A 17,570-nucleotide genomic window follows, 5' to 3' on the forward strand; every position below is an offset into this window, starting at 1 on the left:
CCCCCAGCCCCTCTCCCGAAGGGAGAGGGGCGCAAAGCGGCCGCGCTCGCCTGGCTACACGACGAACTCGGCCTCCCCGACCCCGCCGCGCAGCAACTCGTCGACTACCTCACCCGCGCGAAAGCCGCGCTCGGCGTGCTGCCCAGCCAGCGCACGCTGGTGCTGGAGCGCTTCTTCGACGAATCCGGCGGCACCCAGCTGGTGATCCACACGCCCTGGGGCAGTCGCATCAACCGCGCCTGGGGCCTGGCGCTGCGCAAGCGCTTCTGCCGCCAGTTCAACTTCGAGCTGCAGGCGGCAGCGACCGAGGACGCGATCGTGCTGTCGTTGTCCACCAGCCACAGCTTTCCGCTGGAGGAAGTGGCGCACTACCTGCACTCCAACACCGCCGAACACGTGCTGGTGCAGGCCCTGCTCGACGCCCCGCTGTTCCCGGCGCGCTGGCGCTGGAACGCCGTCACGGCACTGGCGCTGCCGCGCTTCACCGGCGGCAAGAAGACCCCGCCGCCGCTGCAGCGGATGAAGAGCGAGGACCTGCTCGCCGCGGTGTTCCCCGACCAGGTCGCCTGCCTGGAGAACATCGTGGGCGAGCGCGAGGTGCCGGACCACCCGCTCGTCAACCAGACCCTGCACGACTGCCTGCGCGAGGCGATGGACGTGGACGGCCTGCTGGCGATTCTGCGCCAGCTCGAAGCCGGCGCCATCGCCATCGTGGCGCGCGACCTCACCGCACCCAGCCCGCTCGCCGCCGAGGTGCTGAATGCCGCGCCGTACGCCTTCCTCGACGATGCACCGCTGGAGGAACGGCGCACCCAGGCGGTGCAGACGCGTCGCTGGAACGCCGACAGCGCCGACGACCTCGGCCGGCTCGATCCGGAGGCGATCGCCGCGGTACGCGAAGAGGCGTGGCCGCAGGTGCGCGATGCCGACGAGATGCACGAGGCGCTGATCTTGCTGGGCTTCGTCACCCTGACGGAAGTCGACGCCAACCGCGGCTGGGGCGAGCGACTGCAGGCGCTCGCCAAGGCAAAGCGAGCGACACGCCTCACTGTAGGAACGCACCCTGTGCGCGATCGCTCTTCGTCACCCGGCGAAGAAGCATCGCGCACAGGGTGCGCTCCTACAGAGATCTGGACGTCCGCGGAGAACCTGCCGCTGTGGCAGGCGCTGCATCCTGCCGCCCCGATGCAGCCGCCGATCGCCGCACCCACCGAGTATGCCGCGCAATCCTGGACGCGCGAGGACGCGATGCTGGAACTGGTGCGCCATCGCCTCGGCGGACTCGGCCCGGTCACCGCGAATACCTTGGCCGCCTCGCTGGCCATCGATACGGGCGAGGTCGAACAGGCCCTGCTGCGCCTGCAGGCCGAAGGCTACGTGATGCAGGGTCGCTTCAGCGCCGATGTCGCGGATACCGAATGGTGCGAACGCCACCTGCTGGCGCGCATCCATCGCTACACCATCGGCCGGCTGCGCCGCGAGATCGAGCCGGTCAGCCGGCGTGCGCTGATGCGCTTCCTGTTTGACTGGCAGCACGTGTCGGCGGCCACCCGACTGAGCGGGCCGGACGCACTGGCCGCCACGCTGGCGCAGCTGGAAGGCTACGAGGCCGCGGCCGGTGCGTGGGAGAGCGAGTTGCTGCCGGCGCGCATCGCGGACTATTCGATCCACTGGTTGGACGAGCTGTGCCGCGCCGGCCGCATCGGCTGGGCCCGCCTGCGCACCGGCAGCGGCGGTGGCGGCGGTCCGGTACGCAGCACGCCGATCGTGCTGCTGCCACGACGCGGAATGGCCGTATGGACATCCGCCGCTGGCGGCACCGATGGTCAGGAAGTCCTGTTGTCGTCGCGCGCGCAGGCCGTCGCCGACGCGTTGCACGAACACGGCGCGTTGTTCTTCGACGAACTGCTGGACATCGCCCACCTGCTACGCACTGAACTGGAGGACGCGCTGGGCGAGCTGGTCGCCGCCGGCCGGGTCAGCGCGGACAGCTTCGCCGGCCTGCGTGCCCTGCTGCTGCCCGCGGCGAAGCACGACGGCGGGCGGCACCGGCGGTTGCGGCGGCATCAGTTCGGCGGCATCGAGGATGCGGGGCGCTGGGCGTTGGCGCGCGGCGCGGCCGCGGGCAAGGCCGAGCCCGACGCCATCGAGCACATCGCACGCACCCTGCTGCGCCGCTACGGCGTGGTGTTCTGGAAGCTGCTGGAACGTGAGGCGCCGTGGCTGCCGCCGTGGCGCGAACTGCTGCGCGTGTACCACCGGCTGGAGGCGCGCGGCGAGATCCGCGGCGGCCGTTTCGTCGAAGGCCTGGTCGGCGAGCAGTTCGCCCTGCCCGAGGCGATCGCGCCGTTGCGCGCGGTGCGCTCGCGCGCGGACGACGGCGAGCTGGTCTGCCTCAGCGGTTGCGATCCGCTGAACCTGGTCGGCACCGTGCTGGTCGGCGACAAGGTGCCGGCACTCGCCGGCGCACGCGTGCTGTACCGCGACGGCATGCCGATCGGCGCGCTGGTCGCGGGCAAGCTCACACCGCTGGTCGAACTGTCCGCGGCCGACCTGCAAATGGCGAAACAAGCCCTGCTGCGTCATTCGCCCACAGTACCGCTGGCACAGGTCGCTGCAGGCTGAGGCGTGCCGCGAGGTATCAGACCAGCGTCGACACGGCCAGGCTGGCGTTGTAGCTGCCATGCAGGATCATGGCTGCCCACAACGACCCCTTGTTCACCCTGATGATCGCGCACGTGGTGGCAAGCGTCGTTATGGCCACCGCGGATGTCCAATGGTGCGTCAGCTGCGGAACATGCACCAGCATAAACAGCAGCACCGACGCCACCGCGCCGGCGAAAGCATTGAAATGCGACGCGACCACCGAGAATGCCACTCCCCGGAAAAGCAGCTCCTCGACAAACGGCGCCACGGTGATCCCCGCGATCAGCCAGAAATAAAGCAGGGCCTTTCCATGCGTCGTGTACATGTCGATAGCCGGGCTGCGTGGGCTGGAACCAGAGGGGGACGACGTATTCAAGGCGAGCACTACCGCCGCTGACGCGACACCTCCCAGCACCGACAACATGACCTGTTTGCTCACAGGCACAAACAGGCCCATCGCAACGATCCCGCCAACATTCGACCACAGTCCGTAGTAGTACCTGACCAGCAACCACACCCCGCCGGCAGCCAGCCCCTCGCCCAGGAGACCCGCGTAAGCCCCAATCAACCGCGCCTGCTCGTCGGGAAGCTGAAGGATGCGCTCCGGACCGATCGTGCCGGCGGCCTCGACCATCAGCCGGATGACCAGATAGCCCGTGAAGATCCATAGGCCGCGGGAACAGGGAATCCTTGATCCATTCATCGCATCAGGGTCCGAGGTTGATCGACCACGCATGCCAACAGCCCTGGTGCGATCCGGACAATCGACCCGCCGTGAATGATCCATCACTTGCCGCTCCAAGCTGTGCCGGGTGGCGATTGTTCGCACGGCGGCGAGAGCCGTCCATAAGAAGATTTCGCGCTTGACACGCAGCGCACTATGGATCACGCGCGCAGGGCACATTCGCCGCCCAGCCGCTGGCTATGCACTAGAGCTTGAGGTAGATGCCGCGCCGATCCATCGCCCACACGATCAACCACCACAGCGCGACAAACACCACGGCGAACGCCAGCGACGGCACGTATGGGCCGAAGCGCGGTGTCATCCAGCCGGCGAGCAGGTGCTGGTAGAGCGGCTCCGGCCAGCCCAGCGCGGGCAGCGCGATCTGCATCAGTTCGGAACCGGCGTAGGCGGCGATCGCGTTGATGCCGAAGCGGCGGCCCCATGCCGGCCAGCCGCGCCGGTCGATCAGCATGTGGAACGCCAGCAGCGCCAGCGTGGTCCAGCCGCTGGTCCACAGCACGAACGAGGGCGTCCACAGGTTCTTGTTGAACGGCAGCCACCATGACCACAACGCGCCAAGCAACAGGCACGCGGCACCGGCCAGCAGCAGCGTCCGGAGTTTTTCGCGGCGCAGCCAGCACCCGGCGCGCAGGCCGAGCAGGGTGCTGGCCAGCGACGGCAAGGTGGAGAGCAGGCCTTCCGGATCGTGGCCGCGGCCGGTCGCCGGATCGATCAGGTAGACGAAGCGGCCGAACAACGCACTGTCGAAACGGCTGGCGATATTCGTCCACGGCTCCAGCGAGCCGCCGAGCAGGAGCAGCCCCCAGTAGCCGAGCAGCAGCGCCGCGATCGCACACCATTGCGTGCGCGGTTTTGTGTAGACCGCGAACAGCGCCACGCCGGCGAAGCACAGCGCGATCCGCTGCAGCACGCCGGGAAAGCGCAGGTGCGCCTGCGGCAGCCACCACGCCGCCAGCAGGTTGATCGCCACGCCTAGCGCGAGGATGCGCAGGGCGCGCCACATCGCGGCGCGGGTCAGCGCGGACGGCGAAGCGCCCTGCTCCAGCCGCGGCAGGATCGCCAGCGCCACCGACACGCCCACCACGAACAGGAAGAACGGAAACACCAGGTCGGTCGGCGTGCAGCCGTTCCACGCCGCGTGCGCCAGTGGCCAGTAGACGTGGCTCCAGTCGCCCGGATCGTTGACCAGCAGCATCGCCGCCACGGTGCAACCGCGCAGGGCATCGAGCGAGGCGAGGCGTTTCATGCGGAGTGCAAACACAAAAATGCGGGAACACCTCCCACTGCGAGGAGGTGGCCGGGTTGTGCAGGATCGCGGAAAAGATCAAGAGCGGACCCCTCACCTGAAGGACTCCCTTGCGGTCGCCCAGCCCTCCCCTGCGACCGAAGGGAGTCCCTTGCGGACAAGCAGGGGACGGAGCAGATGGAGCCCTTTCGTAGGGTGCAACTCATGGCGTGAGCGCCACATTGCCGATCGCGTACAGCGGCCCGTCGATCGGCACGGTGTAGACCAGGCACAGGCTGCGCTCGCCGGTCTGCGCGGGCAGCTGGGCCTGCAACTCGAACCGGCTGGGGCCGTGCACGGGATCGGGCAGCGGCATGCTGGCCAGCACCGCGCCGGCGCAGGTATCGGCATGCACCACCAGCTCGCCGAACGGCGTGGCGTGCGGGCGCGCCACCACCAGCTTCTGCTCATGCGCCAACGCGAAGTTGCGCGGCAGCCGCACCGCCTCGACGCGGATCGCGCCGACGCCATTCAGCAGCGTGGGCGGGAACAGCTGGCAGGCATCGAACACGTTCACCGCGTAAACCGGCTGCGTGCCCTGCGCGTCGGGCGTGGGCTGCAGGCGCAGGCGGAAATTGCTGCCGGGGCAGTTCGCCAGCGCCGTGCCCGGCAGACTGAGCAAGCTCGGGCGATCAAGCACGCGCTGGCGCGGCGCGGCCAGCACGCTGCCGTCTGCGGCGAAGCTGGCGGCGCGCACGGTGGCCGGCAGCGTCACGTTGAATGGTGTGTCGTAGCGCGGCGAGCCCGGCGTGGGCGTGCTGCCGTCCAGCGTGTAATGGATGACGCCGAAGCCGGTCTGGCTGGCCAGCGTCACCGTGGCGTTGCCGGTGGCCAGCGCCACGTTGCGGTCGACGTCGATGTCCACGGCGAAGGCGCTGTCGGCGTAGGCGACGTGCTGTGCGCGGTAGCGCGCGAACTGCGGCGGCAATCGGGCGAGGAAGCCGGGCCAGCCGTTGGCGACGGGTGGCGACCACGTCACTTCGCTGAGCGCATCCAGCCGCGGGAACACGGCGTGCTCCACGTGCGCCATGGTGGGCATGTGCTCGGTCCACACGTTGGCCTGCACGCCCAGCACGTGCCGTGCCTGCGCCGCACCCAGTACCGCGGGCACGGTCGGGAAGGCGTACACACTCTGCAACGATTCCACGCCGAGGCGACCGGCGTACTCGTCGGCGAGCTCGCCCTGCACGTGGTCGAAATACAGCTGCGGTGCAGGCGCCATCACCACGTCGTGGCCCATCATCGCCGCCTTGATCGCGCCGTCGGTGCCGCGCCAGGACATCACGGTGGCGTCGGCCGGCAGCTTGTCGCCGTCGAGGATCTCGTCCCAGCCGACCAGCTTGCAGCCGTGCTGGTCGAGGTACTGGCCGACGCGGTCGATGAACCAGCCCTGCAGCGCGTCCTCACGGGTGATGCCGAGCGCACGCATCTTCGCCTGCACCGCGGGCGAGGCCTGCCACTGGTCCTTGATCGCCTCGTCGCCACCCACGTGGATGTAGGTCGAGGGGAACAGCGCCATCACCTCGTCCAGCACGTTGCCGATGAATTCGAAGGTGGCGTCGTCGACGTTGTAGAGGTACGGGTTGATACCCCAGTCGACCGACACCGGTGGGCGCTGGCCGGTGACGCCGAACTGCGGGTACGCGGCGACCGCCGCCTGCGCGTGGCCCGGCATGTCGATCTCCGGCACCACCGTGATCTGGCGCGCGGCGGCGTAGGCGACGATGCGGCGGATCTGCGCCTGGGTGTAGAAGCCTCCGTAACGCTGCGGCTCGCCGTCACGCCCGGCACCCGGCGGCGTGCGCCACGCGCCGATCCTGGTGAGTTCGGGATAGCGCTTGATCTGGATGCGCCAGCCCTGGTCGTCGGTGAGGTGCCAGTGGAAGGTGTTGAGCTTGTGCTGGGCCATCTGCTCCAGCAGGCGCTCGATCTCGGCCACGCTCTGGAAGTGCCGCACGGAATCCAGCATCAGGCCGCGCCAGTCGAAGCGCGGCTGGTCGCGGATCGACAGCGCGGGCACCTCGACCGCGCCCTGCTTCGCATCGGGCGTGAGCAGTTGCCACAGGGTTACCGCGCCATAGAACAGGCCGGCGTCGTCGCGCGCGGTGATGCGGATGCCTTGCGGCGTGACATCCAGCGCATAGCCTTCGCGGTTCGCCACCGGCGCGGCGGGATCGCGCTGCAGCACGATCGCGCCGGCGGCGGCCGCGCCGTGCTTCAGCGGCAGGCGCAGGCCGCGGGTGCGCGCGACGAGGTCGGTCAACCAGGCGCCGGTGCGGCGGGTCGAGGCGGCATCGTCGGCGAGCACGATCGGCGTGTGCGCATCGACGGTGAAGCGGCCGGCATCGACGTGCAGCTGCGCCGGCAGCGGCAGCAGCGCGGGCGCCGACGGCTCGGCGGCTCGCACGAGGCCAGCGAGGCCCAGTGCCAGGCTCGCGCAGCCAAGCAGGATCAAACGGCGGGTCATCGGTGGTCTCCGTCGCGGCAGTGGCGTCACGCTAGCAAAAAAACGGGTCCGGCAAGCTGAGCCCGGACCCGCGTGGGGAGGATGGCGAAACCGTCCCTGGCTCGCGTCACGCGCGAAGCGTCAGAGCTTGAAGCGCAGGTTGAGGTAGTACTGCCGGCCGTTGTCGTAGAACGCGTACGGCTGCTTGCCGTAGGTCGCGTTCTGCGTGTAGTACTTCAGCTTCGGGTTGTTGAGGTTCATCGCGTCCAGCGATAGCGAGATATGGTCGTTGAGCTGGTAGCCCAGCGACACCGCGAGGTTGCCGATGCCCTGCTGGAAGTAGGTGTCGGTACGACTCACGCCGGCATAGAACGCCGAACGGTAGGTGTAGCTGACGCGAGCGTTGAACTGCTTGTTCTCGAAGTAGCCCGACACGTTGTAGGTGTTCTTCGAGGTGCCCTGCAGCGGCTTGTCGCCGGTGGCGTGGCCGTCGGCATAGGTGTAGTTGGCCTGCACGCCAAAGTTGTCGCCGATCGGCTGGATGTAGTTCAGCTCCACGCCGCGGACCTGGCCGTTGACGTTGGTCGGCACGCTGATCAGGTAGTTCGAGAACACGTCGTGGCCGGCGGTCTGGCTGGCCGGCATGTCCTTGAAGCTGCGCGTCTCGTTGCCGAAGTTGACGTAGTCCTTCAGGTTCATCGCGTACACGCCGGCCGACAGCAGGCCGCGCGGCGCGAAGTACCATTCCACCGCGGCGTCGAAGTTGCTCGCTATCAGCGGCTTGAGCTGCGGATTGCCGCCGCTGCCGGTGTGGGTGAGGTCAGCGGCCGACACCGAGCCGGCCAGCGCCGAATAGTCCGGACGGGTCATCGTCTGCGACGCGGCGAAGCGCAGCAGCAGGTCGTCGCGCACGGCGAACTTGAGGTTGGCGCTGGGCAGGAACTTGTCGTAGCTGTGCCGGTAGGTGTTCCAGTAGTAGTCGCCGAAGGCCGAACCGGTGATCGGGCCGGTGACCGAGCTGGCCGCGGCGTCGGACGCGGTGCTGGAGTAGCCGATGTCCTCCTTGGTCTTCACGTAGCGCACACCGATGTTGCCGCTGGCGATGCCGGACTCGAAGTTCAGCTGCAGGTAGGCGGCCGAATCCTTCTCCTCGACCTTGTAGATGTCGTTGAAGTAGAAGCGCGCGACCGGGTCGCGGTTGGCGAACTTGCCGTCGATCCGCGCCAGCTGGGCCGGCGTCCAGAACCAGATCGGGCCGGGGAAGCTGCCGCCGAGCGAGCCGTTGAAGCCGCCCGGATAGCGGCTGTAGGTGCCGGTTGGATACGCCGCCGGGTTCTGCCAGTCGGAAGCCCAGTTCGGGCCCTGCGCCACCTCGAACGGATTCTCGCGGGTGTGCTTGGCGTAGCGGCCGCCGAACTGCAGCGAAGTGAACGCGTCGTTGTCGAAGCTGAGCTCGCCGTCGAACTGCGCCCAGTCCTCCTTGTCCTTCACCTTGATGCCCTGGCCGCCGAAGATCCAGCCGGCTGAGGGCAGGATGCCCGACGGCGAGCTGTTGTCGCCGCCCAGCGTCCAGTTGATCGGCTTGCCGAGGCCGCGCATGTCCCAGCTGGCGCCGGCGCCACCGGCGGTGCCCAGCTCGATCACGTCCTGGGTCGGGCTGGAGCCGGTGCCGCGGGTGGTGCCGAGCTGGCCCTTGAGGTTGAGGTGGTCGGTGACGCCCCAGTTCGCATCGAGGGTGAGGTACTTCGATTCCGACGACGCGCCGGGACGGGAGATCTGGTCGTACACGCCGTAGGCGCCGGTGCCGCCGGCGATCGAGCCGCTGGTGACCACGTTGTTGTTGATCGAATTGGCGGTCAGCACGCCGCCGCTGGCCAGCGCACTGCTGGCCCACATCATGTAGTTGCGGTTGTAGTTGTCGGCCTTGAGCTTGGAGTAGAAGCCGCTGAGGTCGAGCGTGAGGTTGTCGGTCGGCCTGACCTGGAAGTCGATCACGCCGCCCTTGCGCTCGCGCTGCTGGGTGAACAGCACCGCGCCGATTTCGTTCGGGTAGTACACGGTGTTGCCGCCAACCGTGGCCGGCAGGTAGCCGCCCACCACTTCCTGGCCGTTACGCTGCAGGCTGCGCTTCTCGTAGAAGCCCTGCACCAGCACGCCGACGGTGTTGGCGTCGTTCTTCCAGTTGAACAGGCCGCTGAACTGCGGCTTGGTGTCGCCGGGCAGGTCCGAGTACACGCCGCCGATCGAGGCCTCGGCAGTAACCGGCTTGGCGAACTCCAGCGGCTTGCGCGTGATGATGTCCACCGAGCCGGCGCTGCCGCCTTCGACGATGCTGGCCTCGGAGGTCTTGTGCACCACCACCTGGCTGACGATTTCCGACGGCAGCAGGGTGTAGCTCACGCTGCGCCCCACCGTCTGCACCTGGCTCAGCACGAACCAGTCCCCGGTGCCCACGGTGTGGCCGTTGACCAGGGTCTGGGTGAGGCTGGGCGCGGTACCGCGCAGGCTGACGCGGTCGCTCTCGTCGAAGCCGCCTTCGCTGGCGCTGGACGAGCTGATGTTGACGCCGGGCAGGCGCTGCAGCGTGTCGGCCACGTTCTTGGCCGGCAGCTTGCCGATGTCCTCGGCGGTGACCACCTCGACGTGCGAGGCGGCGTCCTTCTTCAGCGCCAGCGACTCGGCCTCGCTGTTGCGGATGCCGACCACGGTGACGGTGGCGAGCTCCTTCGCCTTGGCCTTGTCGGCGCGGCTCTGGGTGGTGGTGGCGCTGCCCTGCGCGGCATCCTGCGCGTACAACGCGCTGGAGACGCACAGGCTGGCGACGATGCTCGCGGCTAGCAATGTCTTGCGGTTGTTCATGATCTCCTCCCCTCAGAGGCTGGCTCGAATCAAGACCGGCATGACGACGGTCGCGGACGTTGTGTGGTGGTTTGGCTTGGCGCCGTGTCGCCGGACGGTGCCCCTCTCATGCTCCCGGGCGTTCATCCAGAAACCAGCTTGCGGCGCCGATGACACCAAGCTGGCCGTGCTCGATCAGTTGCACTGGAACCTGTTGCAGGTAGGCGCGCATCACGCCCTTGTTGAAGTAGCGCTCGGCGAAGCGGCTGGCCAGCAGGAACGGCAGGATCTGCGGCAGGATCCCGCCGGCCAGGTAGACCCCGCCGCGGGCGCCGTACAGCAGCACCAGGTCGCCGACGAAGCTGCCGAGCAGGCCGCAGAACACCTCCAGCGCCTCCACCGCGGCGCCATCGCTGCCGGCCAGCGCCGCCGCGGTGACTTCCGCCGGCGTCAGCAGCTGCGCCGGGCTGCCGCGCAGCTCGCACAGCGCGGCGTAGAGCTTCAGCAGGCCGGGGCCGGACAGCGCATCCTCGAACGACACGTGCGCGCGCTCGCGCCGGAACAGCCGCAGGATCTCGATCTCGCGCTCGTTGCCCGGCGCCAGCGAGACCTGGCCCGCCTCGGTGGCCAGCACGTGGGCGCGCGGCCGGCCCGGCAGCAGCACCGCCGAGCCCAGCCCGGTACCCGGCCCCATCACCAGCACCGGCCCGTCCGCGGGCGCCGCCGCGGTGTCGATGACTGGCCGGGTCTCCCCGGCCGCGATGAACTGGGTGGCGTAGGCCAGCGCCTCGAAATCGTTGATCACCGCCAGTTGCCGGATGCCGAGACCGTCGCGGATCTCGCGGATCGACACTGGCCACGGCAGGTTGCCGTTGACGATGGCGTCGTCCAGCACATAGCCGGCGCAGGCTACCGCGCAATGGCGCAGCTCGCCGCGCAGCGACGCGTGCGGCGTGGCGGCCAGCTGGCCGACGAAGTCGCGCAGCATCGCGGCCAGGCCAGGCCAGTCGGCACAGCTGTAGCGGTGGTAGTGCAGCACGCTGACCGGCCGCGGGCCGGCGGCGTTGCCGACCACCAGGCCGATGCGCGCATGCGTGCCGCCGACATCGGCGGCCAGGAACGGCTGCTGCGGGCCCGGGCCGGACGCACCGACCGTGCCCGACGCCGACATACCGGCCTCGGTCGTCGCCGGCACTGCCGCCGCATGACGCTGCTTCGCGACTTCCCCCACTGGCTTCTCCCGTGGCCACTGGCCCCGCCCCGGATGCGCTGAGGCGCGCCGGGTGAGGCCTGATTCGGGCGGAGTCTGCGGTCGCAATGACAACGTTGTCAACAGCGCTCGCGACGGTTTTCGGAACATTCGATACGGCAACGCAACATAACTGTCATGACACTCCTGAGCCGCCGTTGATGAAATCCTTTGGATGGCCATATTTGCCGGGTAAACGCACAAACGTGCGATGGCACGGCGCCCTGCTGCGACGCCACAGCGAAGCGTCCGCATGGCCGCCCGGCTCACGCCGTCGCGGCTGTCTCCCGGGACCCATCAGGGCGTCCGATTGACAACGTTGCACTTTTCGGCAATTAAGGAGACATTGCTGCCTGCCCCCGCCACCCGGCCGGGCGGCACGGTGACTCCGGGGAGAACCATCCATGGCAACCACGCTGGCGGCGGCGCCGTCCGAACGCACCCATCTCGGCCCGATGCTGGTGATCGGCCTGCTGTTCTTCATCTTCGGCTTCGTCACCTGGCTCAACGGGCCGCTGATCACCTTCGTCAAGCTGGCCTTCGACCTCGACGACGTGAACGCGTTCCTGGTACCGATGGCGTTCTACCTGTCGTATTTCTTCCTGGCGCTGCCGTCGTCCGCGGTGCTCCGCCGCACCGGCATGAAGAAGGGCATGGCGCTCGGCCTGTTCGTGATGGCGCTCGGCGCGGTGCTGTTCGGCCAGTTCGCCACCATGCGGCTGTACCCGGGCGCGTTGACCGGGCTGTTCGTGATCGGCGCCGGGCTGTCGCTGCTGCAGACCGCGTCCAATCCCTACATCAGCATCCTCGGGCCCATCGACAGCGCGGCGCAGCGCATCGCCTTCATGGGCATCTGCAACAAGCTGGCCGGCGCGATCGCCCCGTTCGTGTTCGGCGCGCTGGTGCTCAGCGGCATCGGCACGTTCGGCCAGCAGGTCGAGTCGGCGCCGACGCCGCAGGCGCGCGAGGCCCTGCTCAACGCGTTCGCCGGCAAGGTGCACCTGCCGTACATGGTGATGGCGGCGCTGCTGGTGGTGCTGGCGATCTGGATCGCGCGCTCCTCGCTGCCGGAGATCAGGCCCGCCGGCGCCAACAGCGAGCAGGCGATCGGCCACAGCGACGGCGGCATCTTCAGCTTCCCGCACCTGTGGCTGGGCGTGCTGTGCCTGTTCCTCTACGTCGGCGTGGAAGTGATGGCCGGCGACGCGATCGGCACCTACGGCCAGGGTTTCGGCCTGCCGCCGGACGCCACCAAGCACTTCACCTCGTACACGCTGGTCGGCATGCTGGCCGGCTACCTGGCCGGCCTGGCGCTGATTCCGCGCTTCATCACGCAGCAGCGCTACCTGGCGGTATCGGCCGTGCTGGGCGTGGCCTTTGCGCTCGGTGCCTGGCTCACCCACGGCTACCTCTCGGTGGCGTTCGTCGCAGCGCTGGGCTTCGCCAACGCGATGATGTGGCCGGCAATCTTCCCGCTGGCGATCAATGGGCTCGGCCGCCACACCGAGGCAGGCTCGGCGCTGCTGATCATGGGCATCGCCGGCGGCGCGGTGGTGCCGCAGCTGTTCGTGCACCTGAAGCAGCACATCGACTTCCAACTCGCGTTCACCGCGCTGGTGGTGCCGTGCTACCTGTACATCCTGTACTACGGGTTGGCCGGTCACCGGGTCGGCCAGCAGCGGACATCGTGAGACAGGAGTTCGCTACGGCCCGGCCATAAGCTAGGATGCTCGCGCCGCCGTGCCGATGCGTGCGGCGCCGCCGGCACCATGGCGCGACCGGCGACCAGTCCTTTCGATCCACGAGGTTCAGCGGGTGCGCAGCGCCACCATCAAGGATGTCGCGGAACGAGCCGGCGTCTCGCTGAAGACCGTCTCGCGCGTCATCAACAACGAGCCCTCGGTGCACGCCCGCACGCGCGAGAAGGTGCAGCGCGAGATCGACGCGCTCGGCTACCAGCCCGACCCGTCCGCGCGCAGCCTGCGCAGCACCCGCGCGTATGCGATCGGCCTGGTCTACGACAACCCGAACGCGCACTACGTGATCAATCTGCAGCGCGGCGTGCTGGCGGCGTGCCGCTCCAGCGGCTTCGGTCTGCAGATCCACCCGTGCGACTCGTCTTCACCGAAGCTGGCCGAGGAGTTGCGCGAACTGGTGCACCGCTCGCGCCTGGCCGGGCTGGTGCTGGCGCCACCGATGTCCGAGCAGCCGGCGCTGATCGGGGCGCTGAGCCAGGCGCAGGTCCCGTTCATCCGCATCATCTCGGCGCGCAAGGACCCGCAGGACGGCCACCCGTGCGTCTACGTCGACGACCGCGACGCGGCCTACGCAATCACCGAACACCTGATCCAGCTCGGCCACCAGCGCATCGGCTTCCTGTGGGGCGGCCGCGAACACCGCTCCAGCCTGGAACGCTATCAGGGCTACGAAGACGCGCTGAAGGACTACGGCATCACGCTCGACCGCAAGCTGATCGTGCCCGGCGACTACACCTTCGACGACGGCTTCCGCGGCGCGCGCAAGCTGCTGGCGCTGAAGGAGCGCCCCAGCGCGATCTTCGGCAGCAACGACGAGATCGCCGCCGGCGTGCTGGCCGCGGCGCATTCGGACGGCATCAACGTGCCGTACGAACTCTCCATCGCCGGCTTCGAGGACAGCCCGTTCTCCAAGCAGTCGTGGCCGGCGCTGACCACCGCCCGCCAGGCCACCGAGGACATCGCGCGGCACGCCGCGCAGCGGCTGATCGGCGACCTGCAGCGCGAAGCCAACGGCGAGCCGCCGGTCACCCGCAACGAAGGCTTCAGCCCGGAGCTGGTGGTACGCGGCTCCACCGCGCCGCGCAACACCGCGCCATCCGGGCGCGGCGGCCGGCGCAAATCCGCTACCTGACGTTGTCGGTCTGCCCAATGAAGCGCGCGACGTTGTCGTGCAGCTGCTTCAACGACGTCTCGTGCGCGTACACCATGTGCCCGGACGGATACCACGCATAGCTGATATTGCGCTCCAGGCTGGCCGGGATCGGCAGGTGGTGCATCTCGTAGTCGGCGGCGAAGTACGGCGTGGCCAGGTCGTAGTAGCCGCCGTGCAGGGAGACCTTGAGGTTGGGATTGGTCTTCATCGCCATGGCCAGGTCCGGCATCACATTGGTCGAGGACTGCAGCGCCTCGCCATGCACGCCGGGCGCCTTGTGCGAGAAATCCCAATGCTTGATGTCGGCGAACAGCCGGTACTGCCGGCCCTGGCCGAACTTCAGCTCGCGCCGCACGTAGTCGTTGAACGCGGCCACGTACGCCGAGCTGATCGCCGAGGACTGCGGGTCGTACTCGGAATCCTTGCTCAACGGGTCGATCGACGGCCCCGCGAAGCGGCTGTCCAGCCGGCCGGTGGTGATGTCGCCGTCGGCCTGCAGCTCGTGCTCGAACATGCCGCCGGTCACGCGCAGATTCGCCTTCAGCAGGTAGGCCACCGGCAGGCCGGTGTACTCGTGCAGCTTCTGCGCCACCGCCTGCCTGCGCGCATCGTCCAGGCGCGAGCCGGCCATCAGCGCCTGCGCGTAATCGCCCAGCGCGTACTGCTCCACCTCGCGCAGGAACGGTTCCAGCGCGGCCGGCTGCTGCGGCAACTTGTGGTGGTAGAACGCGGTGGCGGCGAAGGTCGGCAGCGCCAGTTCATACGGCAGGTCGATGCCCGGGTTGAACTCCGCCCCGTCGATGCTGGTGTCGAAACTCAGGATCTGCGAGAGCAGGATCACGCCGTTCAAGTCGACGCTGTCCTCGTTCTCCAGGATGTTCGCCAGCACCGCCGAGCGGGTGGTGCCGTAGCTTTCACCGAACAGGTACTTCGGCGAATTCCAGCGGTCGTACTTCGACAGGAAAAGAGTGATGAACTGGGCGAACGCATGGCCGTCGCCATCCACGCCGTAGATCGCCTTCTGGCGATCCTTCATCTGTTCCTCGCGCTTGGATTTGTCCGTCTCGGTCGCGATCAGCCGGCTGAAGCCGGCGCCGGGCGCGTCGATGAACACCAGGTCGGAAGCATCGAGCAGGCTGTAGTCATTGTTGACCAGGCCGTACGGCGCCGCCGGCGTGTGGCTGTCGTCGCTGGTGACCACGCGCTTAGGCCCGAATGCACCCATGTGCAGCCACACCGTGGCCGAACCGGGGCCGCCGTTGAAGATGAAGGTGACTGGCCGCTTCGTCGCTGCAACGCCCTTCTTGAAGTACGCGACATAGAACATGCTGACCTGCGGCTCGTCCTCCTTGTCGCCCTTGCCATGCAGCACCAGCGTGCCGGCCACCGACTTGTAGTCGACGCGATGCCCCTCGACCGATACCGAACCCTCGCTGGCCGACGACTGCGGCTCGACCAGCGCCGCGTCGGGCTGCTCCGACTTGGCCTTGTCGTCTTTCTTGTCCGGGGCGGCGACCGCGACCGCGCTCAGCAGCAGCGCACACGACAACGCGACGAGAGGAAGTTTGCGCATGTCCCGAAGTCCCCATGACTGGGACGCCATCGCCCCGAAGCGTCGCAGCATAGGCACCGCGACCGCGCGATTTCATAGCCCAGAAGTCACTGCTCAGCCGGACGCAATCACCCCGATCGCCAGCAGCGCCAGCGCCACGCCCGCCAGGTTGAGCCGGCTCAGCCGCTCGCGGAACAGCAGCAGACCAACCACGGCGCCCAGCGCGACCACGCCGAGATTCATGCTGGCGAACACCAGCGCCGGGTGCTGCGGCAAGGCGCGGTGGCCGCGCAGGTAGAACAGGATGTTGCCGAAGTTGGCCAGGCCGAGCAGCAGGCCGGCCAGCGCGTTGCGCGCGGTGAAGCGGGTTTGCCCGCGCGCGCGGCGCCATAGCTGCAGCGCGAAGGCGACCAGCAGGGCCAGCGCGAACATCGCCTGTAGCGAGGCGCCCAGCGGCACGCCGGCCTGGGCCACGCGCTTGAACAGGATGTCGATCACGCCGAAGCCGACGAATACCGCCAGCGGATAGAGCCAGCCCGCGGCACCGCGCTCTGCACTGGCCTGGCCGCTGCGCCAGACCATGCCCAGCAGCGCGAGCAGGCCCAGCGCGATGCCGAGCGCCTTGAACGCGGTGAGCCGCTCGCCGAACAGCACGAACGCGGCCAGCAGCGAGAGCAGCAGCGACAGCCGCTGCGCCGCGTCGCTGCGCACGATGCCGGCGTGGCGCACGGACGCGGCCAGCGCCAGGAAGATGGTCGGCAGCAGCACGCCCAGCGCGACCAGCGCCAGCCACGGCGCCCCCGGCGCGCGCAGCGTGTCCAGCGACGGCTGCAACAGCAGCGCGGTAAGCGCACCGGCGGCCACGTAGTTCCAGGCGATCGCCTGGCCCACGTCGACCTCGAAGCGTCGCGCCAGCTTCAGCAGCACCGACACCAGCACGCTGCACGCCACGCTGAGCAGTACGTAGATCATCCCTGGTTCCGGCAGCGGCAAACCGCCATTGTGCCGCAGCGCGGCCAGTGCTCAGAAGGCATCCAGCGGGATTTTCAGGTATTGCACGCCGTTGTCCTCGGCCGGCGGCAACCGGCCCGCGCGCATATTCACCTGTACCGCCGGCAGCAGCAGCGGCGGCACGGCCAGCGTGGCGTCGCGCTCGCGGCGCAGGGCGACGAACTCGGCCTCGCCGACGCCATCGCGCACGTGGACATTGCCCGCGCGCTCGGCGGCCACCGTGGTCTGGTGCGAAAACGTCTCACGGCCGGGCGCCTTGTAGTCGTGGCAGAGGAAGATCCGCGTGCTGCCCGGCAGCTCGAAGATGCGCCGGATCGAGCGGTACAGCGTCGCCGCGTCGCCGCCGGGGAAATCGCAGCGCGCGGTGCCGTAGTCGGGCATGAACAGGGTGTCGCCGACGAACGCCGCGTCGCCGATCACGTGCGTCATGCAGGCCGGTGTATGGCCGGGCGTGTGCAGCGCCAGCGCCTCGATGCCGCCGACCATGTAGCGCTCGCCATCGGCGAACAGATGGTCGAACTGGCTGCCGTCGCGGGCGAAGCCGGCGCCGGCGTTGAACAGCTCGCCGAAGGTCGCCTGCACGGCGCGCACGTGCTCGCCGATGCCGAGCCGCCCGCCCAGCTGCGCCTGCATGTACGTCGCCGCCGACAGGTGGTCGGCATGCACGTGCGTCTCGATGATCCAGTCGACCGTCAGGCCCTGCGCCTGCACGAACGCCACCAGCGCGTCGGCCGACTGGTGGCCGCTGCGCCCGGACGCGGCGTCGTAGTCAAGCACCGCATCGATCACCGCGGCGCGGCGCGTGGCTGGGTCCGCCACTACGTAGCTGAAGGTGTGGCTGGCGGCGTGGAAGAACGGCGTCACATCAGGCAGTGGCATGGAAGCTCC

At 68.7% G+C, this 17,570-nt stretch carries 11 protein-coding genes; 3 read left to right on the forward strand and 8 right to left on the reverse strand.

What is annotated here, in order from left to right:
- On the forward strand, window positions 1-2,625 hold a 2,625-nt coding region (locus UUA_RS13015), incomplete at its 5' end, for an Lhr family helicase (RefSeq protein ID WP_008437614.1).
- Window positions 2,626-2,641: 16 nt separating this feature from the next.
- Here the strand turns inward: UUA_RS13015 and UUA_RS13020 are convergent.
- The 5 genes from UUA_RS13020 to glk form a co-directional block, all read right to left on the reverse strand.
- A complete protein-coding gene (locus UUA_RS13020) occupies window positions 2,642-3,433 on the reverse strand; it encodes a CPBP family intramembrane glutamic endopeptidase (protein WP_238533024.1) in 792 nt (263 codons plus the stop codon).
- 142 nt (window positions 3,434-3,575) lie between these two features.
- The gene (locus UUA_RS13025) at window positions 3,576-4,637 is read right to left on the reverse strand and encodes an acyltransferase family protein (RefSeq protein WP_008437617.1); all 1,062 of its coding nucleotides are present in this window, start codon (window positions 4,635-4,637) and stop codon (window positions 3,576-3,578) included.
- Window positions 4,638-4,839: 202 nt separating this feature from the next.
- Window positions 4,840-7,143, reverse strand: a complete 2,304-nt coding sequence (locus tag UUA_RS13030) for a beta-N-acetylhexosaminidase (RefSeq protein ID WP_008437619.1) — start codon at window positions 7,141-7,143, stop codon at window positions 4,840-4,842.
- 120 nt (window positions 7,144-7,263) lie between these two features.
- On the reverse strand, window positions 7,264-9,981 hold the full coding sequence (locus UUA_RS13035; RefSeq protein ID WP_008437621.1) for a TonB-dependent receptor: 2,718 nt from the start codon (window positions 9,979-9,981) through the stop codon (window positions 7,264-7,266).
- Window positions 9,982-10,087: 106 nt separating this feature from the next.
- A complete protein-coding gene (gene glk, locus UUA_RS13040) occupies window positions 10,088-11,191 on the reverse strand; it encodes a glucokinase (protein ID WP_039954029.1) in 1,104 nt (367 codons plus the stop codon).
- A 422-nt stretch (window positions 11,192-11,613) separates the two neighbouring features.
- Here glk and UUA_RS13045 point away from each other — a divergent pair, with 422 nt between their 5' ends.
- Entirely contained in the window at window positions 11,614-12,900 is a 1,287-nt protein-coding gene (locus UUA_RS13045) for a sugar MFS transporter (protein WP_008437624.1), read from the forward strand.
- Between the two features lie 124 nt (window positions 12,901-13,024).
- On the forward strand, window positions 13,025-14,098 hold the full coding sequence (locus tag UUA_RS13050; protein WP_008437626.1) for a LacI family DNA-binding transcriptional regulator: 1,074 nt from the start codon (window positions 13,025-13,027) through the stop codon (window positions 14,096-14,098).
- On the opposite strand, the gene UUA_RS13055 is transcribed toward UUA_RS13050, so the two are convergent.
- The 3 genes from UUA_RS13055 to UUA_RS13065 form a co-directional block, all read right to left on the reverse strand.
- On the reverse strand, window positions 14,091-15,692 hold the full coding sequence (locus UUA_RS13055) for a S10 family peptidase (protein WP_008437627.1): 1,602 nt from the start codon (window positions 15,690-15,692) through the stop codon (window positions 14,091-14,093). The genes UUA_RS13050 and UUA_RS13055 overlap by 8 nt on opposite strands.
- 93 nt (window positions 15,693-15,785) lie before the next feature.
- Entirely contained in the window at window positions 15,786-16,643 is an 858-nt protein-coding gene (locus tag UUA_RS13060; RefSeq protein WP_008437629.1) for an EamA family transporter, read from the reverse strand.
- Between the two features lie 51 nt (window positions 16,644-16,694).
- Window positions 16,695-17,561 (reverse strand): MBL fold metallo-hydrolase, encoded by an 867-nt coding sequence (locus UUA_RS13065; protein ID WP_008437631.1) that lies wholly within the window; start codon window positions 17,559-17,561, stop codon window positions 16,695-16,697.
- Between the last annotated feature and the right edge of the window lie 9 nt (window positions 17,562-17,570).

The organism is Rhodanobacter thiooxydans LCS2 (assembly GCF_000264375.1).
In the GTDB taxonomy this organism is placed as follows: Bacteria; Pseudomonadota; Gammaproteobacteria; order Xanthomonadales; family Rhodanobacteraceae; genus Rhodanobacter; species Rhodanobacter thiooxydans.